The sequence below is a fragment of the Streptomyces sp. 130 genome (genome assembly GCF_007096885.1).
Taxonomy (GTDB): Bacteria; Actinomycetota; Actinomycetes; order Streptomycetales; family Streptomycetaceae; genus Streptomyces.
The window spans coordinates 1-20,806 of record NZ_VJNO01000055.1; the positions used below are offsets into that span (position 1 = coordinate 1).

The 20,806-nt window shown below is 71.5% G+C and carries 12 protein-coding genes; 8 read left to right on the forward strand and 4 right to left on the reverse strand.

Features of this window, described 5'->3' with window-relative positions:
* Nucleotides 1-123 precede the first annotated feature (123 nt).
* A complete protein-coding gene (locus FKN01_RS30035) occupies nucleotides 124-3,114 on the forward strand; it encodes a bifunctional [glutamine synthetase] adenylyltransferase/[glutamine synthetase]-adenylyl-L-tyrosine phosphorylase (protein WP_143625814.1) in 2,991 nt (996 codons plus the stop codon).
* Nucleotides 3,115-3,202: 88 nt separating this feature from the next.
* Here FKN01_RS30035 and FKN01_RS30040 read toward each other — a convergent pair whose 3' ends face one another.
* Together FKN01_RS30040 and FKN01_RS30045 are read right to left on the reverse strand one after the other, a co-directional pair.
* Entirely contained in the window at nucleotides 3,203-4,099 is an 897-nt protein-coding gene (locus FKN01_RS30040) for a phosphatase PAP2 family protein (protein WP_143625836.1), read from the reverse strand.
* Nucleotides 4,100-4,262: 163 nt separating this feature from the next.
* Nucleotides 4,263-5,327 carry a LacI family DNA-binding transcriptional regulator gene (locus FKN01_RS30045; RefSeq protein ID WP_143625815.1) on the reverse strand — a complete coding sequence of 355 codons (1,065 nt, stop codon included), beginning with the start codon at nucleotides 5,325-5,327 and terminating at the stop codon, nucleotides 4,263-4,265.
* 371 nt (nucleotides 5,328-5,698) lie between these two features.
* On the opposite strand from FKN01_RS30045, the gene FKN01_RS30050 reads away from it, so the two are divergent.
* From FKN01_RS30050 to FKN01_RS30070, 5 genes are all read left to right on the forward strand, one after another.
* A complete protein-coding gene (locus FKN01_RS30050; RefSeq protein ID WP_143625816.1) occupies nucleotides 5,699-6,976 on the forward strand; it encodes an extracellular solute-binding protein in 1,278 nt (425 codons plus the stop codon).
* A gap of 20 nt (nucleotides 6,977-6,996) precedes the next feature.
* Nucleotides 6,997-8,013, forward strand: coding sequence for a carbohydrate ABC transporter permease (locus FKN01_RS30055; RefSeq protein WP_143625817.1), 1,017 nt, complete (start codon nucleotides 6,997-6,999; stop codon nucleotides 8,011-8,013).
* Nucleotides 8,010-8,894, forward strand: coding sequence for a sugar ABC transporter permease (locus tag FKN01_RS30060; RefSeq protein ID WP_143625818.1), 885 nt, complete (start codon nucleotides 8,010-8,012; stop codon nucleotides 8,892-8,894). Before FKN01_RS30055 ends, FKN01_RS30060 begins: the two co-directional genes overlap by 4 nt.
* Nucleotides 8,895-8,996: 102 nt before the next feature.
* A complete protein-coding gene (locus tag FKN01_RS30065; RefSeq protein ID WP_143625819.1) occupies nucleotides 8,997-10,673 on the forward strand; it encodes an alpha-amylase family glycosyl hydrolase in 1,677 nt (558 codons plus the stop codon).
* Nucleotides 10,658-11,728 (forward strand): LacI family DNA-binding transcriptional regulator, encoded by a 1,071-nt coding sequence (locus FKN01_RS30070; protein WP_143625820.1) that lies wholly within the window; start codon nucleotides 10,658-10,660, stop codon nucleotides 11,726-11,728. The genes FKN01_RS30065 and FKN01_RS30070 overlap by 16 nt, the downstream gene beginning before the upstream one ends.
* Before the next feature lie 40 nt (nucleotides 11,729-11,768).
* On the opposite strand, the gene FKN01_RS30075 is transcribed toward FKN01_RS30070, so the two are convergent.
* Together FKN01_RS30075 and FKN01_RS30080 are read right to left on the reverse strand one after the other, a co-directional pair.
* Nucleotides 11,769-12,236 carry a hypothetical protein gene (locus FKN01_RS30075; protein ID WP_143625821.1) on the reverse strand — a complete coding sequence of 156 codons (468 nt, stop codon included), beginning with the start codon at nucleotides 12,234-12,236 and terminating at the stop codon, nucleotides 11,769-11,771.
* A 24-nt stretch (nucleotides 12,237-12,260) separates the two neighbouring features.
* On the reverse strand, nucleotides 12,261-13,205 hold the full coding sequence (locus FKN01_RS30080; protein ID WP_260697074.1) for a hypothetical protein: 945 nt from the start codon (nucleotides 13,203-13,205) through the stop codon (nucleotides 12,261-12,263).
* A 437-nt stretch (nucleotides 13,206-13,642) separates the two neighbouring features.
* Here FKN01_RS30080 and FKN01_RS30085 point away from each other — a divergent pair, with 437 nt between their 5' ends.
* A complete protein-coding gene (locus FKN01_RS30085; protein ID WP_143625822.1) occupies nucleotides 13,643-15,361 on the forward strand; it encodes a carbohydrate-binding module family 20 domain-containing protein in 1,719 nt (572 codons plus the stop codon).
* Nucleotides 15,362-15,451: 90 nt separating this feature from the next.
* The gene (pulA, locus tag FKN01_RS30090; protein WP_143625823.1) at nucleotides 15,452-20,776 is read left to right on the forward strand and encodes a pullulanase-type alpha-1,6-glucosidase; all 5,325 of its coding nucleotides are present in this window, start codon (nucleotides 15,452-15,454) and stop codon (nucleotides 20,774-20,776) included.
* Nucleotides 20,777-20,806 lie beyond the last annotated feature (30 nt).

The window sequence follows — 20,806 nt, forward strand, 5'->3', positions numbered from 1 at the left end:
ACCCCGCCCGCTCCCCGCGCCCCGCCCGCGCCTCGTACCCCGGCCGCTCCCCGCGCCCCGCCCCCGTACCGCCTAAACTCCGAAGGCTGGGAGCTGATCGGGCGGCGAGCGGGAGAGCGTGGGATGACCATGGTGCCGGGGCGCAGGAGCAGTACGTTCACCCGACTGCTGCGGCACGGTTTCACCGACCCGTCCGCCGCCGAGCGGCTGCTCGACCTGCCGGACCTCGCCTCCGTACGCTCCGACTCCGTGCTCCTCGACGCGCTCGGGGCCACCGCCGACCCCGACCTCGCGCTGCGCGGCCTCGTCCGGCTGGTCGAGGCGGAGGAGGCGGGGGAGCGGCAGATCCTGCTGGACACCCTGGTCACCGCCAAGCCCCTGCGGGACCGGCTGCTCGGGGTGCTCGGCGCGTCCGAGGCGCTCGGCGACCACCTGGTCCGGCACCCGCGCGACTGGCAGGTCCTCGTCACGTACGAGGCCGCCGACCTGCACCCCGGGGTCGCCGAGTTCGAACAGGAGCTGGCCGGGGCGGACGATCCGGACGCCCTGCGCGTCGGCTACCGGCGGTGCCTGCTGTCCATCGCGGCCCGGGACGTCTGCGGCACGACCGACGTCGCCGAGACCGCCGCCGAGCTGGCGGACCTCGCCACCGCGACCCTGCGCGCCGCCCTGCGTATCGCCTCGGCCGCCGCCCCCGACGACGCCGCGCAGTGCCGGCTCGCGGTCGTCGCGATGGGCAAGTGCGGCGGCCACGAGCTGAACTACGTGTCCGACGTGGACGTCATCTTCGTCGCCGAGCCCACCGACGGCACCGAGGAGAGCAAGGCCATGCAGGCCGCGACCCGGCTCGCCTCGCACCTCATGCGGATCTGCTCCGACACCACCGTCGAGGGCACCATCTGGCCCGTCGACGCCAACCTCCGCCCCGAGGGCCGCAACGGCCCCCTCGTGCGCACGCTCTCCTCGCACCTCGCGTACTACCAGCGCTGGGCCAAGACCTGGGAGTTCCAGGCGCTGCTGAAGGCCCGCCCGGTGGCCGGCGACCGGGCGCTCGGCGAGGAGTACGTCGAGGCCGTCTCACCGCTCGTCTGGCAGGCCGCGGACCGGGAGAACTTCGTCCCCGACGTCCAGAAGATGCGCCGCCGCGTGGTCGACACGATCCCCGCCGACCGCGTCGACCGGGAGCTGAAGCTCGGCCCCGGCGGGCTGCGGGACGTCGAGTTCGCCGTACAGCTCCTCCAGCTCGTGCACGGCCGCAGCGACCCCGCGCTGCGCAGCGGATCGACCCTGGAGGCGCTGGGGGCGCTCGCCGGGGGCGGCTACGTGGGGCGCGTCGACGCCGTGCAGCTGGACGACGCCTACCGCTTCCTGCGCGCCATGGAGCACCGCATCCAGCTCTACCGGCTGCGCCGCACCCACCTCGTCCCCGACGAGGAGCCCGACCTGCGCCGTCTCGGCCGCTCCCTCGGGCTGCGCACCGACCCCATCGCGGAGCTGAACCAGGCGTGGCGGCGGCACGCCTCCGTGGTGCGCCGGCTGCACGAGAAGCTGTTCTACCGGCCGCTGCTCGACGCCGTCGCCCAGCTCGCGCCCGGCGAGTCCCGGCTCAGCACCAAGGCCGCCACGGCACGGCTCGTCGCCCTCGGCTACGAGGACCCGGCCGCCGCCCTGCGCCACCTGGAGGCGCTGTCGTCCGGGGTCTCCCGCAAGGCCGCCATCCAGCGCACCCTGCTGCCGGTGCTCCTCGGCTGGTTCGCGGACTCCGCCGACCCGGACGCCGGACTCCTCGGCTTCCGCAAGGTGTCCGACGCGCTCGGCAAGACGCCGTGGTATCTGCGGCTCCTGCGCGACGAGGGGGCCGCCGCCGAGAACCTCGCCCGGGTCCTCTCGGCCGGCCGGCTCGCCCCGGACCTGCTGCTGCGCGCCCCCGAGGCCGTGTCCATCCTCGGCGACCCGCAGGGCCTCGCCCCGCGCAGCCGGGTCCACCTGGAGCAGGAGGTGCTGGCCGCCGTCGGCCGCGCGGACGACGCGGAGACGGCCGTCGCGGTGGTGCGCGGGGTGCGCAGGCGTGAGCTGTTCCGCACGACGGCCGCCGACCTCATCGGCTCGTACGGTACGGAGGACAGCCCCGCCGAGTCCGATCCCGGCGCCCTCGTGGACCGGGTCGGCGGCGCGGTCACGGACCTGAACGCCGTCACCATCGCCGGTGCGCTGAGGGCCGCCGTGCGCGCGGAGTGGGGGGACACCCTGCCGACCCGGTTCGCCGTGATCGGCATGGGGCGGTTCGGCGGGCACGAGCTGGGATACGGCTCCGACGCGGACGTCCTCTTCGTGCACGAGCCGCGGGAGGGCGTGGACGAGCAGGAGGCGGGGCGGGCGGCGAACCGGGTGGTCTCCGAGATGCGGCGCCTCCTGCAGCTGCCCACCGCGGACCCGCCGCTCATCATCGACCCCGACCTGCGCCCGGAGGGCAAGAACGGCCCCCTCGTCCGCACCCTGAAGTCGTACGACGCGTACTACCGGCGCTGGTCGCTCGGCTGGGAGAGCCAGGCCCTGCTGCGGGCCGAGCCGATGGCCGGGGACCTGGACCTCGGCGCGGAGTTCGTGGAGCTGATCGACCCCCTGCGGTATCCGGCGGACGGGCTGGGCGACGACGCGGTCCGCGAGATCCGGCGGCTGAAGGCCCGGATGGAGTCGGAGCGGCTGCCGCGCGGCGCGGACCCGACGCTCCACACGAAACTGGGGCGCGGCGGGCTGAGCGACGTCGAGTGGACGGTCCAGCTGATGCAGATGCGCCACGGCCACGAGGTCCCCGGCCTGCGCACCACCCGCACCCGCGCCGCGCTGGCCGCGGCGCGCGCGGCGGACCTGATCTCCGAGGACGACGCCCAGACCCTGGACGAGGCGTGGGTCCTGGCCACGCGGGTCCGCAACGCGGTGATGCTCGTACGGGGACGCCCGGGCGACACGTTCCCCTCGGTCCCGCGCGAGCTGTCCGCGGTGGGGCGGTACCTGGGGTACGAGGAGGGGCATGTGGGGGACATGCTGGACGACTACCGCCGGGTGACGCGCAGGGCGCGGGGCGTGGTGGAGGAGCGGTTCTACGGCGGGTGAGGAGCGCCATCCGGCGGCTTCGCGGAGCTCCGCCCCACACCCCGCTCCTCAGTCGCCGGAGGGGCTTGGTCTTGCTGCTGCCCCGGGGTCAGTGCCGGGTCGCCGCCGGCTCGCGGCGGGGCTGCGCCCCCAGCGCGCTCAGCCGTGGACGCCCCGCCTTCGGCGGGATACGTTTCGGCAGCCGGTGCGGCAGCGACCCGTACCACGCGTACGACACCGCGTAACCGAACGCCAGGCACGCCATGCCGCCCACCGCGTCCAGCCAGAAGTGGTTCGCCGTCGACACGATCACCATCAGGGTGACCGCGGGGTACAGCAGCCCCAGGATGCGGGCCCACGGGGCCGAGGCCAGGGCGAAGACGGTGAGGCCGCACCAGAGGGACCAGCCGATGTGCATCGACGGCATCGCCGCGTACTGGTTGGACATGTTCTTGAAGTTGCCCGACGCCATCGAACCCCAGGTCTGGTGGACCAGGACCGTGTCGATGAAATGGCCGCCGCTCATCAGGCGGGGCGGGGCCAACGGGTACAGGTAGTAGCCGAGGAGCGCCACGGCCGTGGTGGCGAACAGGGCCAGCCTGGCCGCCGCGTACCGGCCCGGATGCCGGCGGAACAACCATACGAGCACACTGATCGTGACGACGAAGTGCAGCGTCGCGTAGTAGTAGTTCATCGACACGATGAGCCATGTCACCGAGTTCACCGCGTGGTTGACCGACTGCTCGACCGCGATGCCGAGGAAACGTTCGACCGACCAGAGCCAGTCCGCGTTGGCGAGGGCGGCGGCCTTCTGCTCGGGGACCGCGTTGCGCACCAGTGAGTACACCCAGTAACTCACCGCGACGAGCAGGATTTCGAACCACAGGCGGGGCCGCCGGGGCGCCCGGGGCGAGCGCAGCCGGGACGCGATGTGATCGAGTGCTCCGCCGAGCCGGTGTGCGCGACCGGACTGCTTGGTGTTCGCCTCGGGAGCCGCCTCGTTCACGATGGGTGACGGGGTGGCCTCCATACGGCCTTCCTGTCGTTTCACGCGCAATTCACCCATAGGGACAGAGTCTGCCAGATTTGCCTTCTCTGCCCGATGATCCTCCGGCGGAGCGCGAGTTGCACGTCCGGCCGCACGGCCCGGGGGGCGTGCGACGAGCCGGTCAGACCTCCGCGTGCGACCCTGGAAGAGCGACGGGGCCCGCCGCGTCCTGGCCGGGGCCCGCCGCGGTGGAGCCGCGTACGACGAGTTCCGGCATGAAGACGAACTCGCTGTGCGGGGCGGGCGTGCCGCCGATCTCCTCCAGCAGCGTGCGCACCGCGGCCTGGCCCATCGCCGTCACCGGCTGGCGGATCGTGGTCAGCGGCGGATCGGTGAACGCTATGAGCGGCGAGTCGTCGTACCCCACCACCGACAGGTCGCGCGGGACCTCGCGGGAGAGCCGGCGGGCGGCCCTGATCGCGCCGAGCGCCATCATGTCGCTCGCGCACACCACCGCCGTGCAGCCCCGCTCCATCAGCGCGGAGGCGGCGGCCTGGCCGCCCTCCAGCGTGTAGAGGGAGTGCTGGATCAGCTCCTCGACCGCGTCCGCCGTCAGGTTCAACTGCTCGTGCATCGTGGCGTGGAAGCCCTCGATCTTGCGGAGCACCGGAACGAAGCGCTTCGGGCCGACCGCGAGCCCGATCCGGGTGTGCCCCAGCGACACCAGATGCGTCACCGCCAGCCGCATGGCGGCCCGGTCGTCCGGCGAGATGAAAGGTGCCTGCACCTTGGGCGAGAAGCCGTTGACCAGGACGAAGGGGACGCCCTGGGCGCGCAGTTGCTCGTAACGCCCCATGTCGGCCGAGGTGTCGGCGTGCAGTCCGGAGACGAAGATGATCCCGGAGACGCCCCGGTCGACCAGCATCTCGGTCAGCTCGTCCTCGGTGGAGCCGCCCGGGGTCTGGGTCGCGAGGACCGGGGTGTAGCCCTGCCGGGTCAGTGCCTGCCCGATGACCTGGGCGAGCGCCGGGAAGATCGGGTTCTCCAGCTCGGGCGTGATCAGGCCGACGAGCCCCGCGCTGCGCCTGCGCAGCCGTACGGGCCGTTCGTAGCCGAGTACGTCGAGCGCGGCGAGGACGGATTCGCGGGTGGCAGCGGCTACCCCGGGCTTGCCGTTCAGTACACGGCTGACCGTCGCTTCGCTGACCCCCGCCTGAGTTGCGATATCGGCAAGCCGTGCGGTCATGGCAATGGACTGTACCGGGAGCGGGTCGGATTGCCCACCATGCACAGGATTCGGACGGGACGGGCCGCCCCGGGGCGCCGTCAGCGGCGCCCCGCCGCATCCGGCGGCAACGTCTTGCAAGTCCTTGCGGGCCCGGCTTGCCGGCTGCGGTCAGATCGTCGCACTGCGGAATCGGGGCTGGTGGGCCCCGTGTGGCAGGGATCGGGGAGTTTCGTCAAGTGGCTTGACGGCAACCTTGAGGACACGCCAATGTAACGATCGCCGGAGCTTGCAGAAATCTTCCGCAAACTCTTTCGGTCGTCTTTCATCCTTGTTACGTTCACGTCGACCCGGCGCCGCGACGGAGCGGTACGGCAGTTGAAGGAGTTCAGATGCGACGTGGCATAACGGCCACTGCCCTGGTCGCGGCCCTGGCGCTCGCGGCGACCGCCTGCGGCAGCGATGACGACGATTCCGGCAGCACCTCCAAGAGCTCGGGCGAGCTCTCCGGCACCGTGACGTGGTGGGACACGTCCGGCGCGGGTACGGAGGACAAGGTCTTCAAGAAGATCGCCGAGGGCTTCGAGAAGAAGCACCCGAAGGTCGACGTCAAGTACGTCAACGTGCCCTTCGGTGAGGCGCAGAACAAGTTCAAGAACGCGGCGCAGGCCGGCTCCGGCGCCCCCGACGTGATCCGCTCCGAGGTCGCGTGGACCCCGGAGTTCGCCGACCTCGGCTATCTCGCGCCGCTGGACGGCACGTCCGCGCTGAAGGACCAGGACGACTTCCTGAAGCAGGCCGTGGCCTCCACGAAGTACAACGGCAAGACCTACGCCGTTCCGCAGGTCATCGACTCCATGGGCGTCTTCTACAACAAGAAGATGTTCGAGAAGGCCGGCGTGAAGCCGCCGAACACCATCTCGGAGCTGAAGTCGGTCGCCGAGAAGATCAAGTCGAAGACCGGCAAGACCGGTCTCTACCTGCGCGGCGACGACTCGTACTACTTCCTCTCCTTCCTGTACGGCGAGGGCGGTGACCTGGTCGACGCCGCCGAGAAGACGGTGACCATCGACAAGCCCGAGGGCGTCAAGGCGTTCGAGGTGGTCAAGGACCTGGTCGACTCCGGGGCGGCGAAGACCGACGCCACGGACGGCTGGGAGAACATGATGCAGTCGTTCAAGAACGGCGACGTCGCGATGATGATCAACGGCCCCTGGGCGGTGGCCGACACGCTGACCGGCGACCAGTTCACCGACAAGGAGAACCTGGGCGTCGCCCCGGTCCCGGCCGGCTCCGCCGCGCAGGGCGCTCCGCAGGGCGGTCACAACCTGGCCGTCTACGCGGGCTCCAAGAACCTGGAGGCCTCCTACGCCTTCGTCGACTACATGACCTCGGTCGAGACCCAGGCGCAGACCGCCGGTGAGCTGAACCTGCTGCCCACCCGCACCTCCGCGTACGCCAAGCCGGAGGCCGTGGGCAGCGAGATCGTCCAGTTCTTCAAGCCGGTCGTCGAGACCGCCGTCGAGCGGCCCTGGATTCCGGAGACCGGCAGCCTCTTCGCGCCGCTGAACACCGAGTACACCAAGGTGCTCACCGGTCAGACCACGCCGGAGAAGGCCGCCAAGGCCACCGGTGACTCCTACCGCAAGCTCCTCAAGGGCTGGAAGTAACCAGGAAGGCAGGCCGACTGATGGCTGTCCACACCAGCCAGTCGGTGGCGAAGGCCGCGGGCGACGACGTCGCCCGCGGCCGGAGCCGCGGTACTGGCACCCCTCCGCGGCCGGGCGCGCTCCGGCGGGCCCTCTCCGTTCACTGGTACGCCTGGGCCATGGTCGCCCCGGTGGTGATCGTGATCGGCGTGATCATCGGATACCCGCTGGTCCGCGGTATCTGGCTGTCGCTGACCGACGCCAACGAGCGCAACGTCGCCCGCTCCATCGGCGTCAACGACATGCCGGCCACCTACAAGTTCGTGGGACTGGACAACTACGCGGACGCCCTCACCGGCGGTCAGTTCCTCGACACCCTGGTCTGGACCCTGGTGTGGACGGTCTCCTGCGTGGGCATCACCTTCGTGCTCGGCATGGCCCTGGCCAACATCCTGAACCGCAGGATCGCCGGCCGTTCCTTCTACCGCATGGCCCTGATCCTGCCCTGGGCCATCCCCGGCTTCGTCTCGGTCTTCGCCTGGCGCTTCCTCTACAACGAGGAGCGCGGCCTGCTCAACAGGGTCCTCGGCGGCGTCGGCATCGACGGCGTCCCGTGGCTCAACGACCCCACCTGGGCGAAGTTCTCCGTCATCGCCGTCAACGTCTGGCTCGGCGTGCCCTTCATCATGGTCGCCCTGCTCGGCGGCCTGCAGGCCATCCCGTCCGAGCAGTACGAGGCCGCGGAGATGGACGGCGCGACGGCCTGGCAGCGCTTCCGCCACGTCACGCTGCCGGGGCTGCGCCCGGTCTCCACCACGGTGGTCCTGCTCTCCACCATCTGGACCTTCAACATGTTCCCGGTGATCTTCCTGCTCACCCGGGGCGGCCCCGGTGAGTCCACGCAGATCCTCGTCACCCAGGCGTACAAGTTCTCCTTCGAGATCAGCCCGCGCGACTTCGCCCAGTCGTCGACCTGGGGCGTACTGATCCTCGTACTCCTGATGCTCTTCGCCGTGGTCTACCGGCGAGTGCTCCGCACCCAGGGAGACAACTGGTGACCACCGCCGCGCACACCCCCGCCACCGCCCGGCCCGCCGGCCGTCCGCCCCGCAAGCGCGGAGAGCGTTCACCGGTCGCGTCCGTGGCCCTGCACCTCACGCTGATCGTCGCCTCGGTGATCGCCGTCTTCCCGGTCCTCTGGGTCCTGCTGACCTCGCTGAAGCCCGCGAAGTACGCCACCACCACGGACTTCTTCCGCGACACGACGATCGAGAACTACACGAACCTGATCAAGGACACCGAGTTCCTGACCTGGTTCGGCAACTCCGTGGTCATCGCGGGGCTCAGCACCGTCCTCGGTGTCTTCGTCTCCGCCACCACGGGCTACGCCGTCAGCCGCTTCCGGTTCCCCGGCAAGCGCGGTCTGATGTGGACCCTGCTGGTGACCCAGATGTTCCCGGTCGCCGTCCTCATCGTGCCGATCTACAACATCATGTCCACGATGGGCCTGATCAACCAGCCCGCCGGTCTGGTGATCACCTACCTGACGATCTCGGTGCCGTTCTGCGCCTGGATGATGAAGGGCTTCTTCGACACCATCCCGCGCGAGATCGACGAGTCGGGGATGGTCGACGGCCTCACCCCGTTCGGCACCTTCTGGCGGCTCATCCTCCCGCTGGCCAAGCCCGGCCTCGCGGTCACCGCGTTCTACTCCTTCATCACCGCCTGGGGCGAGGTGGCCTACGCCTCCGCGTTCATGGTCGGCGACGAGAACCTGACCCTCGCGGGCGGCCTCCAGAAGTTCGTCAACCAGTACGGCGCCCAGTGGGGCCCGATGACCGCAGCGTCCGTACTGATCGCGATACCCGCGGCCCTGGTGTTCCTGTTCGCGCAGAAGCACCTGGTCACCGGCATGTCCGCCGGAGCCGTCAAGGGCTGAGTACGCCCGACCGACCGACCGCACGCACGCACCAGTCACGGTGGCGCCGGAATCCCGACCCGGTCCCGGCGCCACCCCCCACCCAGACACCCCAGGGACGACATGACCCAGCACCTCGCTGCCCCCTCCACCGGTACGTCCGACGACGCCGCCGGCCACCGCACCGGCTGGTGGCAGGACGCGGTGATCTACCAGGTCTATCCGCGCAGCTTCGCCGACGGCAACGGTGACGGCATGGGCGATCTCGCAGGCGTACGCGGAAGACTCCCGTACCTCAAGGAACTCGGCGTCGACGCGGTCTGGCTCAGCCCCTTCTACGCGTCCCCGCAGGCCGACGCCGGATACGACGTCGCCGACTACCGGGCCATCGACCCGATGTTCGGCAGCCTGCTCGACGCCGACGCGCTGATCCGCGACGCCCACGACCTGGGCCTGCGGATCATCGTCGACCTGGTGCCCAACCACTCCTCCGACCAGCACGAGTGGTTCAAGCGCGCGCTCACCGAGGGCCCCGGCTCCGCCCTGCGCGACCGCTACCACTTCCGCCCCGGCAAGGGCGCGAACGGCGAACTCCCGCCCAACGACTGGGAGTCCATCTTCGGCGGCCCCGCCTGGACCCGCACCGCGAACCCGGACGGCACCCCCGGCGAGTGGTACCTCCACCTCTTCGCGCCCGAGCAGCCCGACTTCAACTGGGAGCACCCGGCCGTCGCCGACGAGTTCCGCTCGATCCTGCGCTTCTGGCTCGACATGGGCGTCGACGGCTTCCGCGTGGACGTCGCGCACGGCCTGGTCAAGGCCGAGGGGCTGCCCGACCTGGGCACCCACGACCAGCTGAAGCTGCTCGGAAACGATGTCATGCCGTTCTTCGACCAGGACGGGGTGCACGAGATCTACCGCAGCTGGCGCACCATCCTGGACGAATACCCCGGCGAGAGGATCGCCGTCGCCGAGGCGTGGACGCCGACCGTCGAGCGCACCGCCAACTACGTGCGCCCCGACGAGATGCACCAGGCGTTCAACTTCCAGTACCTGGCCACCGCCTGGGACGCCGCCGCGCTCCGCGAGGTCATCGACACCTCGCTCGACGCCATGCGGCCGGTCGGCGCCCCCACCACCTGGGTGCTCTCCAACCACGACGTCACCCGGCACGCCACCCGGTTCGCCAACCCGGCGGGCCTCGGCACCCAGATCCGCACCCCCGGCGACCGCGAGCTGGGCCTGCGCCGGGCCCGCGCGGCCACGATGCTGATGCTGGCGCTGCCCGGTTCCGCCTACGTCTACCAGGGCGAGGAGCTCGGCCTGCCCGACGTCACCGACCTGCCCGACGAGGCCCGCCAGGACCCGTCGTTCTTCCGGGCCGAGGGCCAGGACGGCTTCCGCGACGGCTGCCGCGTCCCGATCCCGTGGACCCGCGAGGGCTCCTCGTACGGCTTCGGCGCGGGCGGCAGCTGGCTTCCGCAGCCCGCCGGCTGGGGTGAGCTGAGCGTCGAGGCGCAGACCGGCGCGGCCGGCTCCACCCTGGAGCTGTACCGGGCCGCCATCGCCGCCCGCCGGGCGCACCCCGGGCTCGGCGCGGGCGCCGACGTGCGCTGGCTGGACGTGCCGGAGGGGCTGCTCGCCTTCGCCCGGCCCGGGTTCGTCTGCACCGTCAACACCACGGGCGCCCCGGTCCGCATCCCCGTACCGGGCACGGTCCTGCTGTCCAGCGCCCCGGTCGAGACCGACGGCGACACGGTCGAGCTGCCCGCGGACACCACGGTGTGGTGGACGGTGTGACGACCGTTCCGCTGCCGCGGGGCCCCGGCGCGGGCGGTGCGCTCAGGCTGTCGGACATCGCCGGCCAGGCGTCCGTCAGCGAGGCCACCGTCAGCCGGGTCCTCAACGGCAAGCCGGGCGTCGCGGACACCACGCGCCAGCGGGTGCTCGCGGCGCTCGACATCCTGGGCTACGAGCGGCCCGTGCGGCTGCGGCAGCGCAGCGCCGGGCTCATCGGGCTGGTCACCCCCGAGCTGACCAACCCGATCTTCCCGGCGTTCGCCCAGTCCGTGGAGCAGGTGCTCGCCGGGCACGGCTACACGCCGGTGCTCTGCACGCAGCTCCCCGGCGGCGCCACCGAGGACGAGCTGGTCGAGCAGCTGGTCGAGCGCGGCGTCGGCGGCATCGTCTTCCTGTCCGGGCTGCACGCCGACACCTCGGCCGACCCGGCGCGCTATGCCGCGCTGTCCGAGCGCGGGGTGCCGTTCGTCCTGATCAACGGGTACAACGAGCGGATCAGCGCCCCGTTCGTCTCGCCCGACGACACCGCCGCCGTGCGGATGGCCGTGAGCCACCTCGCCGAACTCGGCCACCGCCGGGTGGGCCTGGCCATAGGGCCGCAGCGCTATGTGCCGTCCCGCCGGAAGCGGGACGGCTTCGTGGAGGCCGCGGTCGCCGTGCTCGGCCTGGACCGCGCGGACGCCGAACTCCTGGTCTGCTCGACGCTGTTCAGTGTCGAGGGCGGCCAGGTCGCGGCGGGCGCGCTGCTCGACCGGGGGTGCACCGGCATCGTCTGCGGCAGCGACCTGATGGCGCTGGGCGTGGTCCGCGCGGCCCGGGACCGCGGGCTCGACGTGCCGCGCGACGTCTCCGTGGTGGGCTTCGACGACTCGCAGCTCATCGCGTTCACCGACCCGCCGCTGACCACGGTCCGCCAGCCGGTCCAGGCGATGGCGGCGGCAGCGGTCGGCGCGCTGCTGGAGGAGATCGGCGGCAGCCCCGTGCAGCGCACGGAGTACGTGTTCCAGCCGGAGCTGGTGGTGCGGGGCTCGACGGCGGCGCTGCGGAACGCGTGAGCGGGCACTCAGGGGGCCGGGTCCGGCAGGGGCCCGGCCCTCACGCGTGTCCGGGTGCGGCGGTGCGCGGCCGGCGCCCCCTCAGGACCATGCCGGTCGCGATCGCGAGGCCCACGAGGGCGAGGACCGAGCCCTTCACGACGGGCCCGTGCCAGCCGTAGTCGGCGGTGTAGGCGGCCCCGGCGTCCTCGGCGAGCCGGACCTCGTCGATCCGGGCGGGCGCGGGGTCACCGCGGCGCACGTCCACGGCGTCCCTCAGCTCGACGTCCCGCGCGGTGACGGAGCCGTCGGTGCTGGTGAAGGTGCCGGTCCAGGAGCAGGACTGCTTGCCGCAGGTGCGGTCGGTGGGCGTCAGCGAGCCGACGGGCCCGTCGCGCAGGGCGGCCCGCCCCTCGATGCCCTCGACGGCCAGGCCGAGGCCGCCGCCGAGCGAGACGAGCAGGACGAAGACGGCGGCGACACGGACGAAGACGCGTCCGCGCTTGGTCAGGGGCCGTCCGGTCTGCATGGCGTGATCCTGGGCGGGGCCGGGTCAGCCCTCGCCGTCGCCCTCCTCGAAGAGGCGTACGGTGCCCAGGATCTGGCGGATCGTGGCGTCGGACACCTCGTCCTGGACGCCGTGCGCGCCGACGTAGGTCCACGAGACGAAGCGGCCCTCCGCGTTCTTGAAGGCGAAGGTCACCGCCTTGCCGTCGGTGTCGCACTTGCCCTTCTTCGGCGTCCCGGACGAGGTGACGGTCACCAGGCTGCCCTCGACGCCCGACTCCGTGCGGAAGGACTCCGGCTCACCGACCGTGAGGCGCGAGCGGTCGGGCTGGGTGTAGAGGCCGTAGACCCAGGTCCTGGCCGTGTCCTCGGCGGCCTCGGCCGCGCTCTTGGCGCCCTGCTCGCCGGTGGTGCCGACCGAGGCGAGCGCGGACTCCTCGGGGGTGCCGTCCTTGTCGTCGTCGGACGTGCACCACTTCTCCTTGAGGACCGCCGGGGCCATCATCGCTACCAGCGGCTTCTCCTCGGGGTCGTCGTTCTCCGTCACGTAGCTCACCCAGCTCGGGGACTGGCGCTTCCAGGAGGCGGGCACGTCGAAGGTGATGCCGCGCTTGGCGTTGACCACGGTGTTCCAGCCGGGCACGAGAGGGTCCGAGCCGCCGCCTGCGGCGCCCCGGGCCGTGCCGCCGGTGCTCGCGGACGCGCTCGCGGACTTGGTGGGCGCCGGCTGCGGGCCGGCCTCGTCCTTCCCGCCGTCGCGGACGACCAGGTAGCCCGCCGCCGCGCAGGCCACGACGACCGCCGCTGAGGCGGCCACCACGGCGACCGTGGTCCGGTTGCGGCGGGGGCGGGGCGGTTCGGGGGTGCTGACGCCGACCGTGGGGGCGGCGTGCCAGTCGGAGGCGGCCCGGCCGGGCCGCGCCGGGGGCGCGCTGTGCCGGGTGCCCGGCGTGTCCGGCTGATCGGGGGGCGACTGCTCTCCTGGCCACATGGGGGCGAGCCTAGCCCCGGCCCGGGAACGACTCGTGCCCCGGGGGCGGCCGGCCACAGGAGAGGCACCGGAGGTCGGCCCGGTCGGGCCGGCGGGGAGGTGTGACCGCCGGTGCCTCTCATGTCCTGACCGGCCCGGCCGGCCGGGCGCGTGGGGCCCGGGGTAACGGGACCCCCGGCCGGCCGGACCGGAGTCGGGAGAAACGTAACAGGCCTGCAATGTCTTGCGTAAGCCCTTGCAGGAAGAAATCCACAGCATTTCGTGGATGTGAGCGGGCGGTGTCCAAAGGGTTGACCGGGACCTGCCGGACTCGTACGGTCTCGCTGCGGCAAGGTTTGCATTCTTGCAGCAAGAACCTTCAGGAGCCTTGAGGGCAGGGCGCGTTGCCGATGAGGCCGGAACCGTCACCCGCATTTCCCCCACAGCAGGAGGAAAACATGGCCAGCAGACCCCTGTCTGCCGCGCTCGCCCTCGTCGCGGGAGCCGCCGCCCTCGTGGTCCCCGCCACGACGGCCGAGGCGTCCGCCCCGGGCACCAAGGACGTCACCGCCGTCCTCTTCGAGTGGACGTTCGACTCCGTCGCCAGGGCGTGCAAGGACACCCTCGGCCCCGCCGGATACGGCTTCGTCCAGGTCTCGCCGCCCCAGGAGCACATCCAGGGCGGCCAGTGGTGGACCTCGTACCAGCCGGTCAGTTACAAGATCGCCGGACGGCTCGGGGACCGCACGTCCTTCGCGAACATGGTCAGCGCCTGCCACAGCGCGGGCGTCAAGGTGGTCGCGGACTCGGTCATCAACCACATGTCCAGTGGTTCGGGCACCGGCACGGGCGGCACCTCGTACACGAAGTACAACTACCCCGGGCTGTACTCCTCGTACGACATGGACGACTGCACCTCCGAGATCAACAACTACGGCAACCGCGCCAACGTCCAGAACTGCGAGCTGGTCGGGCTGGCCGACCTGGACACCGGCGAGGACTACGTACGCGGGAAGGTCGCCGGCTACCTCAACGACCTGCTCTCGCTCGGCGTCGACGGATTCCGCATCGACGCGGCCAAGCACATGCCCGCCGGCGACCTCGCCGACATCAAGTCCCGGCTGAGCAACCCGGGCGTCTACTGGAAGCAGGAGGCGATCTACGGGGCCGGCGAGGCCGTCTCGCCCGACGAGTACGCCGGCAACGGCGACGTGCAGGAGTTCCGGTACGCCCGCAGCCTGAAGAAGGTCTTCAACGAGGAGAACCTCGCCTACCTGAAGAACTTCGGCGAGGGCTGGGGCTTCATGCCCTCCTCCAGGGCCGCGGTGTTCGTCGACAACCACGACACCGAGCGCAACGGGGAGACGCTGAACTACAAGGACGGCGCCAACTACACGCTCGCCAGCGTGTTCATGCTGGCCTGGCCCTACGGCTCGCCCGACGTGCACTCCGGCTACGAGTGGTCCGACAAGGACGCCGGCCCGCCCAACGGCGGGGCGGTGAACGCCTGCTACACCGACGGCTGGAAGTGCCAGCACGCCTGGCGCGAGATCTCCTCCATGGTCGGCTTCCGCAACACCGCGCGCGGTGAGGCCGTCACCGACTGGTGGGACGACGGCGGCGACCGGATCGCCTTCGGGCGCGGCTCCAAGGCGTACGTGGCGATCAACCACGAGGGCTCCTCGCTGACGCGCACGTTCCAGACCTCGCTGCCCGCCGGCGACTACTGCGACGTCCAGTCCGGCAAGGGCGTCACGGTCGACGGCTCCGGCCGGTTCACCGCGACCCTCGGCGCCAACACCGCGCTCGCCCTGCACACCGGCGCCCGCACCTGTGGCGGCGGCTCCACCGACCCGGGCGGCCCCGGCACCGAGACGGGCACCTCCGGCGCCTCCTTCGGGGTCAATGCCACCACCCAGCTCGGCCAGAACATCTACGTCACCGGCAACCAGTCCGCCCTCGGCAACTGGAACACCGGCAGCGCGCTGAAGCTCGACCCGGCGACGTACCCGGTCTGGAAGCTCGACGTGAACATGCCCGCCGGCACCACGTTCGAGTACAAGTACATCCGCAAGGACGCGAGCGGCAACGTGACCTGGGAGAGCGGTGCCAACCGCACGGCCACGGTGCCGTCCTCCGGCAGGGTCACGCTGACCTCGGACGTCTGGCGCGGCTGACCCCGGCAGTCCGCTCACCCGCCGGACGGGCCGTCCCCCAGCGGTCCGTCCGGCCCCGCACACCCCCGTACCCCGCCTAGGAGAGCCCGAGTGAAACGTCCGTACCCGCGCGTGCCCGCACGCAGAACGGCGACCGCGGTCGTCGCCGCCGCCCTGTGCGCGGCCCTGGTGCCCGCGCTGCCCGCCGCCGCGGCCCGGCCGCCCGTCGCGCCCTCGGACGCCAAGCTGGCCGGCCAGGCCACCCGGCACGACCTGACCCGCGAGCAGTTCTACTTCGTGATGCCCGACCGGTTCGCCAACGGCGACACCCGCAACGACCGGGGCGGGCTGACCGGTTCGCGTCTGGAGACCGGCTACGACCCCACCGACAAGGGGTTCTACCAGGGCGGCGACCTCAAGGGGCTGACCGACCGGCTCGACTACATCAAGGGGCTCGGCACCACCGCCATCTGGCTCGCGCCCATCTTCGAGAACCGGCCCGTGCAGGGCACCGGCAAGGACGCCTCGGCCGGCTACCACGGCTACTGGATCACCGACTTCACCCGGGTCGACCCGCACTTCGGCACCAACGCCGACCTGACGAAGCTGATCGACAAGGCCCACCGCAAGGGCATGAAGGTCTTCTTCGACGTCATCACCAACCACACCGCCGACACCGTCGACTACGCCGAGAAGACCTACGGCTACAAGTCCAAGGGCGCCTACCCCTACCTCGACCGCGACGGGCGCCCCTTCGACGACGCCGCCGGCATGGCGAAGGTGGACGCCGACTCCTTCCCGTACAAGCCGGTGAGCGGCGGCGGCAAGACGCCTTCCTGGCTCAACGACCCGACGATGTACCACAACCGCGGCGACTCCACGTACGCCGGCGAGTCCACCACGTACGGCGACTTCTCCGGGCTGGACGACCTGTGGACCGAGCGGCCCGAGGTCGTCTCCGGCATGGAGAAGATCTACGAGAAGTGGGTCCGGGACTTCGACATCGATGGGTTCCGGATCGACACCGTCAAACACGTCGACATGGACTTCTGGACCCAGTGGGCCACCGCGCTCGACGCCTACGCGGCCAGGCACGGGCGCGAGGACTTCTTCATGTTCGGCGAGGTCTACTCCTCGGACACCGCCGTCACCTCGCCGTACGTCACGCAGGGCCGGCTGGACGCCACACTCGACTTCCCCTTCCAGGAGGCGGCCCGCCAGTACGCCTCGCAGGGCGCCCCCGCCTCGAAGCTCGCCGCCGTCTTCGCCGACGACTACCGCTACACCACCGACAAGGCCAACGCCTATGAGCAGGTGACCTTCCTCGGCAACCACGACATGGGCCGCATCGGGACCTTCCTGAAGCAGGACAACCCCGAGGCCGGCGACGCGGAGCTGGTGAAGCGCGCGGAGCTCGCCAACGAGCTGATGTTCCTCAGCCGGGGCAACCCCGTCGTCTACTACGGCGACGAGCAGGGCTTCACGGGCGCCGGCGGCGACAAGGACGCCCGCCAGACGATGTTCGCCTCGAAGACCGCCGACTACCTGGACGACGACGAGCTGGGCACCGATCGCACCCACGCCTCGGACGCGTACGACGAGACCCACCCGCTCTACCGTGCAATCGCCGCCCTCTCGAAGCTGACCCGGGACCACCCGGCGCTCCGCGACGGCGTCCAGACCGAGCGGTACGCCGAGGGCTCGGTGTACGCCTTCTCGCGTACGGACGCCAAGCGCGGCGACGAATACCTGGTCGCCGTCAACAACGGCACCGCCGCGAAGACCGTCGAGCTGCCCACCGGGTCCGCCCGCATGGACTTCCGCACCCTGTACGGCGGTTCCGGCACGGTCCGCAGCGGTGCCGACAAGAAGATCACGGTCACCGTCCCGGCCCTGTCGAGCATCGTGCTCCGCGCCGCCAAGCCCCTCGCGGCCCCCACGGCCAAGCCCTCCGTCACCCTGAAGGCCCCCGCCGCCGGAGCCACCGGCACCGTCGAGCTCACCGCCGACGTGGACGGCGGCTCGCTCAACCGGGTCGTCTTCGCCGCCCAGACCGGCAACGGCAAGTGGACCACCCTCGGCACCGCCGACCACGCCCCGTACAAGGTCACCCAGACGCTGAGCGACAAGACCGCCGCCGGCACACCGCTGCGCTACAAGGCCGTCGTGGTGGACCGCGCCGGCCGCACCGCGAGCGCCACCGCCTCGTCCACCGCCGGACAGGCGCCCGCGCCCGCCAAGCCCGTCGCCGTCGAGCGCGACTACGCCGTCGTCCACTACAAGCGCGCCGACGGCGACTACGACGGCTGGCAGCTGAGGTCCGGCGGGGCCACGGCCGCCTTCGCCGGGCGCGACGCGTACGGCGCGTTCGCGTGGATCGCGGTGCCCGAGGGCGCCGCCACCGTCCCGTACACCGTCGAGAAGAGCGGCGCCGCGGACGGGCCCGAGCGCAGCGTGGACCTCGCGAAGACCGGTGAGGTGTGGATCGCGCAGGGCGAGGACGGCCAGGCGGACACCGCGCCCGACGGCGCCTACCCGGACCAGGACACCACCAAGGCCGTCCTGCACTACTACCGGGCCGACGGCGACTACGACGGCTGGGGGCTGCACACCTGGACCGGTGCGAAGGAGCCCACGGACTGGGCCAAGCCGCTCCAGCCCGTGCAGAAGGACGCCTCCGGGCTCACCTTCGAGGTCCCGCTCACCGACGGGGCCACCTCGCTCAGCTACATCCTGCACCGGGGCGACGAGAAGGACCTCCCCAGCGACCAGTCCCTCGATCTCGCCACGTACGGCCACGAGGTGTGGCTCATCGGCGGCAAGGCCGGCTACCTGCTCCCGCAGGCCGGCGGCGTACCGACGCCCGACCTCACCAAGGCCGAGGCGCAGTGGATCGACGCCGGCACCGTCGTCTGGAAGGTGAAGGCCACCGAGGCCACCAGCCAGCAGCTCGTGTACGCGCCGGGCGGCGGCATCACCGTCGAGGACGGCGCCCTCAGCGACGAGGGCCAGTGGCTGCGGCTCACCCCGTCCGCGCTGACCGACGCCCAGAAGGCGAAGTACCCGCACCTCAAGGACTACCCGGCCTTCACCGTCGACGCCCGGGACCGCGACCGCGTCCGCGAGGCCCTGCGCGGCCAGCTGATCGCCACGCAGCGCGCCGCCAACGGGGCCCTGCTCGCCGCCACCGGGGTGCAGAGCGCCGGAGTCCTCGACGACCTCTACGGCGAGAGGGCGAGCGGCGCCGCCCTCGGCCCGGTCTTCCGCCACGGCACCCCCACCCTCTCGGTGTGGGCGCCCACCGCCCGTACCGTCGCGCTCGAACTCGACGGGAAGACCGTGCCCATGCGGCGCGACGACCGCACCGGCGTCTGGTCCGTCACCGGGAAGAAGAGCTGGACCGGCAAGCCGTACCGGTACGTCGTGGACGTCTGGGCGCCCACCGTCCAGAAGCTCGTCACCAACAAGGTCACCGACCCCTACTCCACCGCCCTCACCGCCGACTCCGCCCGCAGCCTCGTCGTGGACCTGACGGACCGCGAGCTCGCCCCCAAGGGCTGGGACACCCTCCGCAAGCCCGCCGCCGTGCCGCTGCGCGACGCCCGGATCCAGGAGCTCCAGATCCGCGACTTCTCCATCGCGGACCCCACCTCGAAGCACCCCGGCGAGTACCTGGCCTTCACCGACACCCGCTCCGACGGGATGAAGCACCTCGAGCAGCTCGCCGACGCGGGCACCAGCTACGTCCACCTGCTGCCCGCCTTCGACATCGGCACCATCCCCGAGAAGAAGCAGGACCAGCACAAGCCCGCCTGCGACCTGTCCGTCTACGCCCCCGACTCCGCCGAACAGCAGGCGTGCGTGGCGAAGGCCGCCGCGAAGGACGCCTTCAACTGGGGCTACGACCCGCTGCACTACACCGTCCCGGAGGGCAGCTACGCCTCCGACCCGGACGGCACGAAGCGCACGGTCGAGTTCCGGCAGATGGTCCAGGGCATCAACGGCGCCGGACTGCGCACCGTCATGGACGTCGTCTACAACCACACCGTCGCCTCCGGCCAGGACGGCAAGTCCGTCCTCGACCGGATCGTGCCCGGCTACTACCAGCGGCTCCTGGAGGACGGCACCGTCGCCACCTCCACCTGCTGCGCCAACACCGCCCCCGAGAACACCATGATGGGCAAGCTCGTCGTGGACTCGGTCGTCACCTGGGCCAAGGAGTACAAGGTCGACGGCTTCCGCTTCGACCTGATGGGCCACCACCCCAAGGCCAACATCCTGGCCGTCCGCAAGGCCCTCGACGCGCTGACCGTCGCCGAGGACGGCGTGGACGGCAAGAAGATCATCCTGTACGGGGAGGGCTGGAACTTCGGCGAGGTCGCCGACGACGCCCGCTTCGTCCAGGCCACCCAGAAGAACATGGCCGGCACCGGCATCGCCACCTTCTCCGACCGGGCCCGCGACGCCGTACGCGGCGGCTCCCCGTTCGACGAGGACCCCGGCGTGCAGGGCTTCGCCACCGGCCTCTACACCGACCCCAACGCCTCCACCGCCAACGGCACGCGGGCCGAGCAGAAGGCCCGCCTGCTGCACTACCAGGACCTGATCAAGGTCGGCCTCACCGGCAACCTCGCCGACTACACCTTCACCGACACCTCCGGGAACACCGTCAAGGGCTCCGGCGTCGACTACAACGGCGCCCCGGCCGGCTACGCCGCCGCACCCGGTGACGCCCTCGCCTACGCCGACGCCCACGACAACGAGACCCTGTACGACGCGCTCGCCTACAAGCTCCCGGCGGGCACCCCGGCCGCCGACCGGGCCCGCGCGCAGGTCCTGGCCATGGCGACGGCGGCCCTCTCCCAGGGCCCCGCGCTCTCCCAGGCCGGCACGGACCTGCTGCGCTCCAAGTCGCTGGACCGCAACTCCTTCGACAGCGGCGACTGGTTCAACGCCCTGCACTGGGACTGCCGGGCCGGCAACGGCTTCGGGCGCGGACTGCCGCCGGCCGCGGACAACGAGGCCAAGTGGCCCTACGCGAAGCCCCTGCTGACCGACGCCACGGTCACCCCGGGCTGCGCGCAGATCAACGGGGCCTCGGCCGCCTACCGCGACCTGCTCACCATCCGCACCACGGAGAAGGACTTCGGTCTGGCCACCGCCGCGCAGGTGCGGGCCCGGCTGTCCTTCCCGCTCTCCGGCGCGGACGAGACCCCCGGCGTGATCACCATGCGCCTCGGCAGGCTCGTCGTCGTCTTCAACGCCACGCCCGGCACCACGACCCAGAAGGTCACCGCGCTGGCCGGCGAGAACTACGCCCTGCACCCCGTGCAGGCGAAGGGCGCGGATTCTACCGTCAAGAAGTCCTCGTACGAGCGGAGTTCGGGCAGCTTCACCGTTCCGGGACGCACGGTGGCGGTGTTCACCCTGCGCTGACCGCCACAGGACTACCGTATGGGCAGCCGC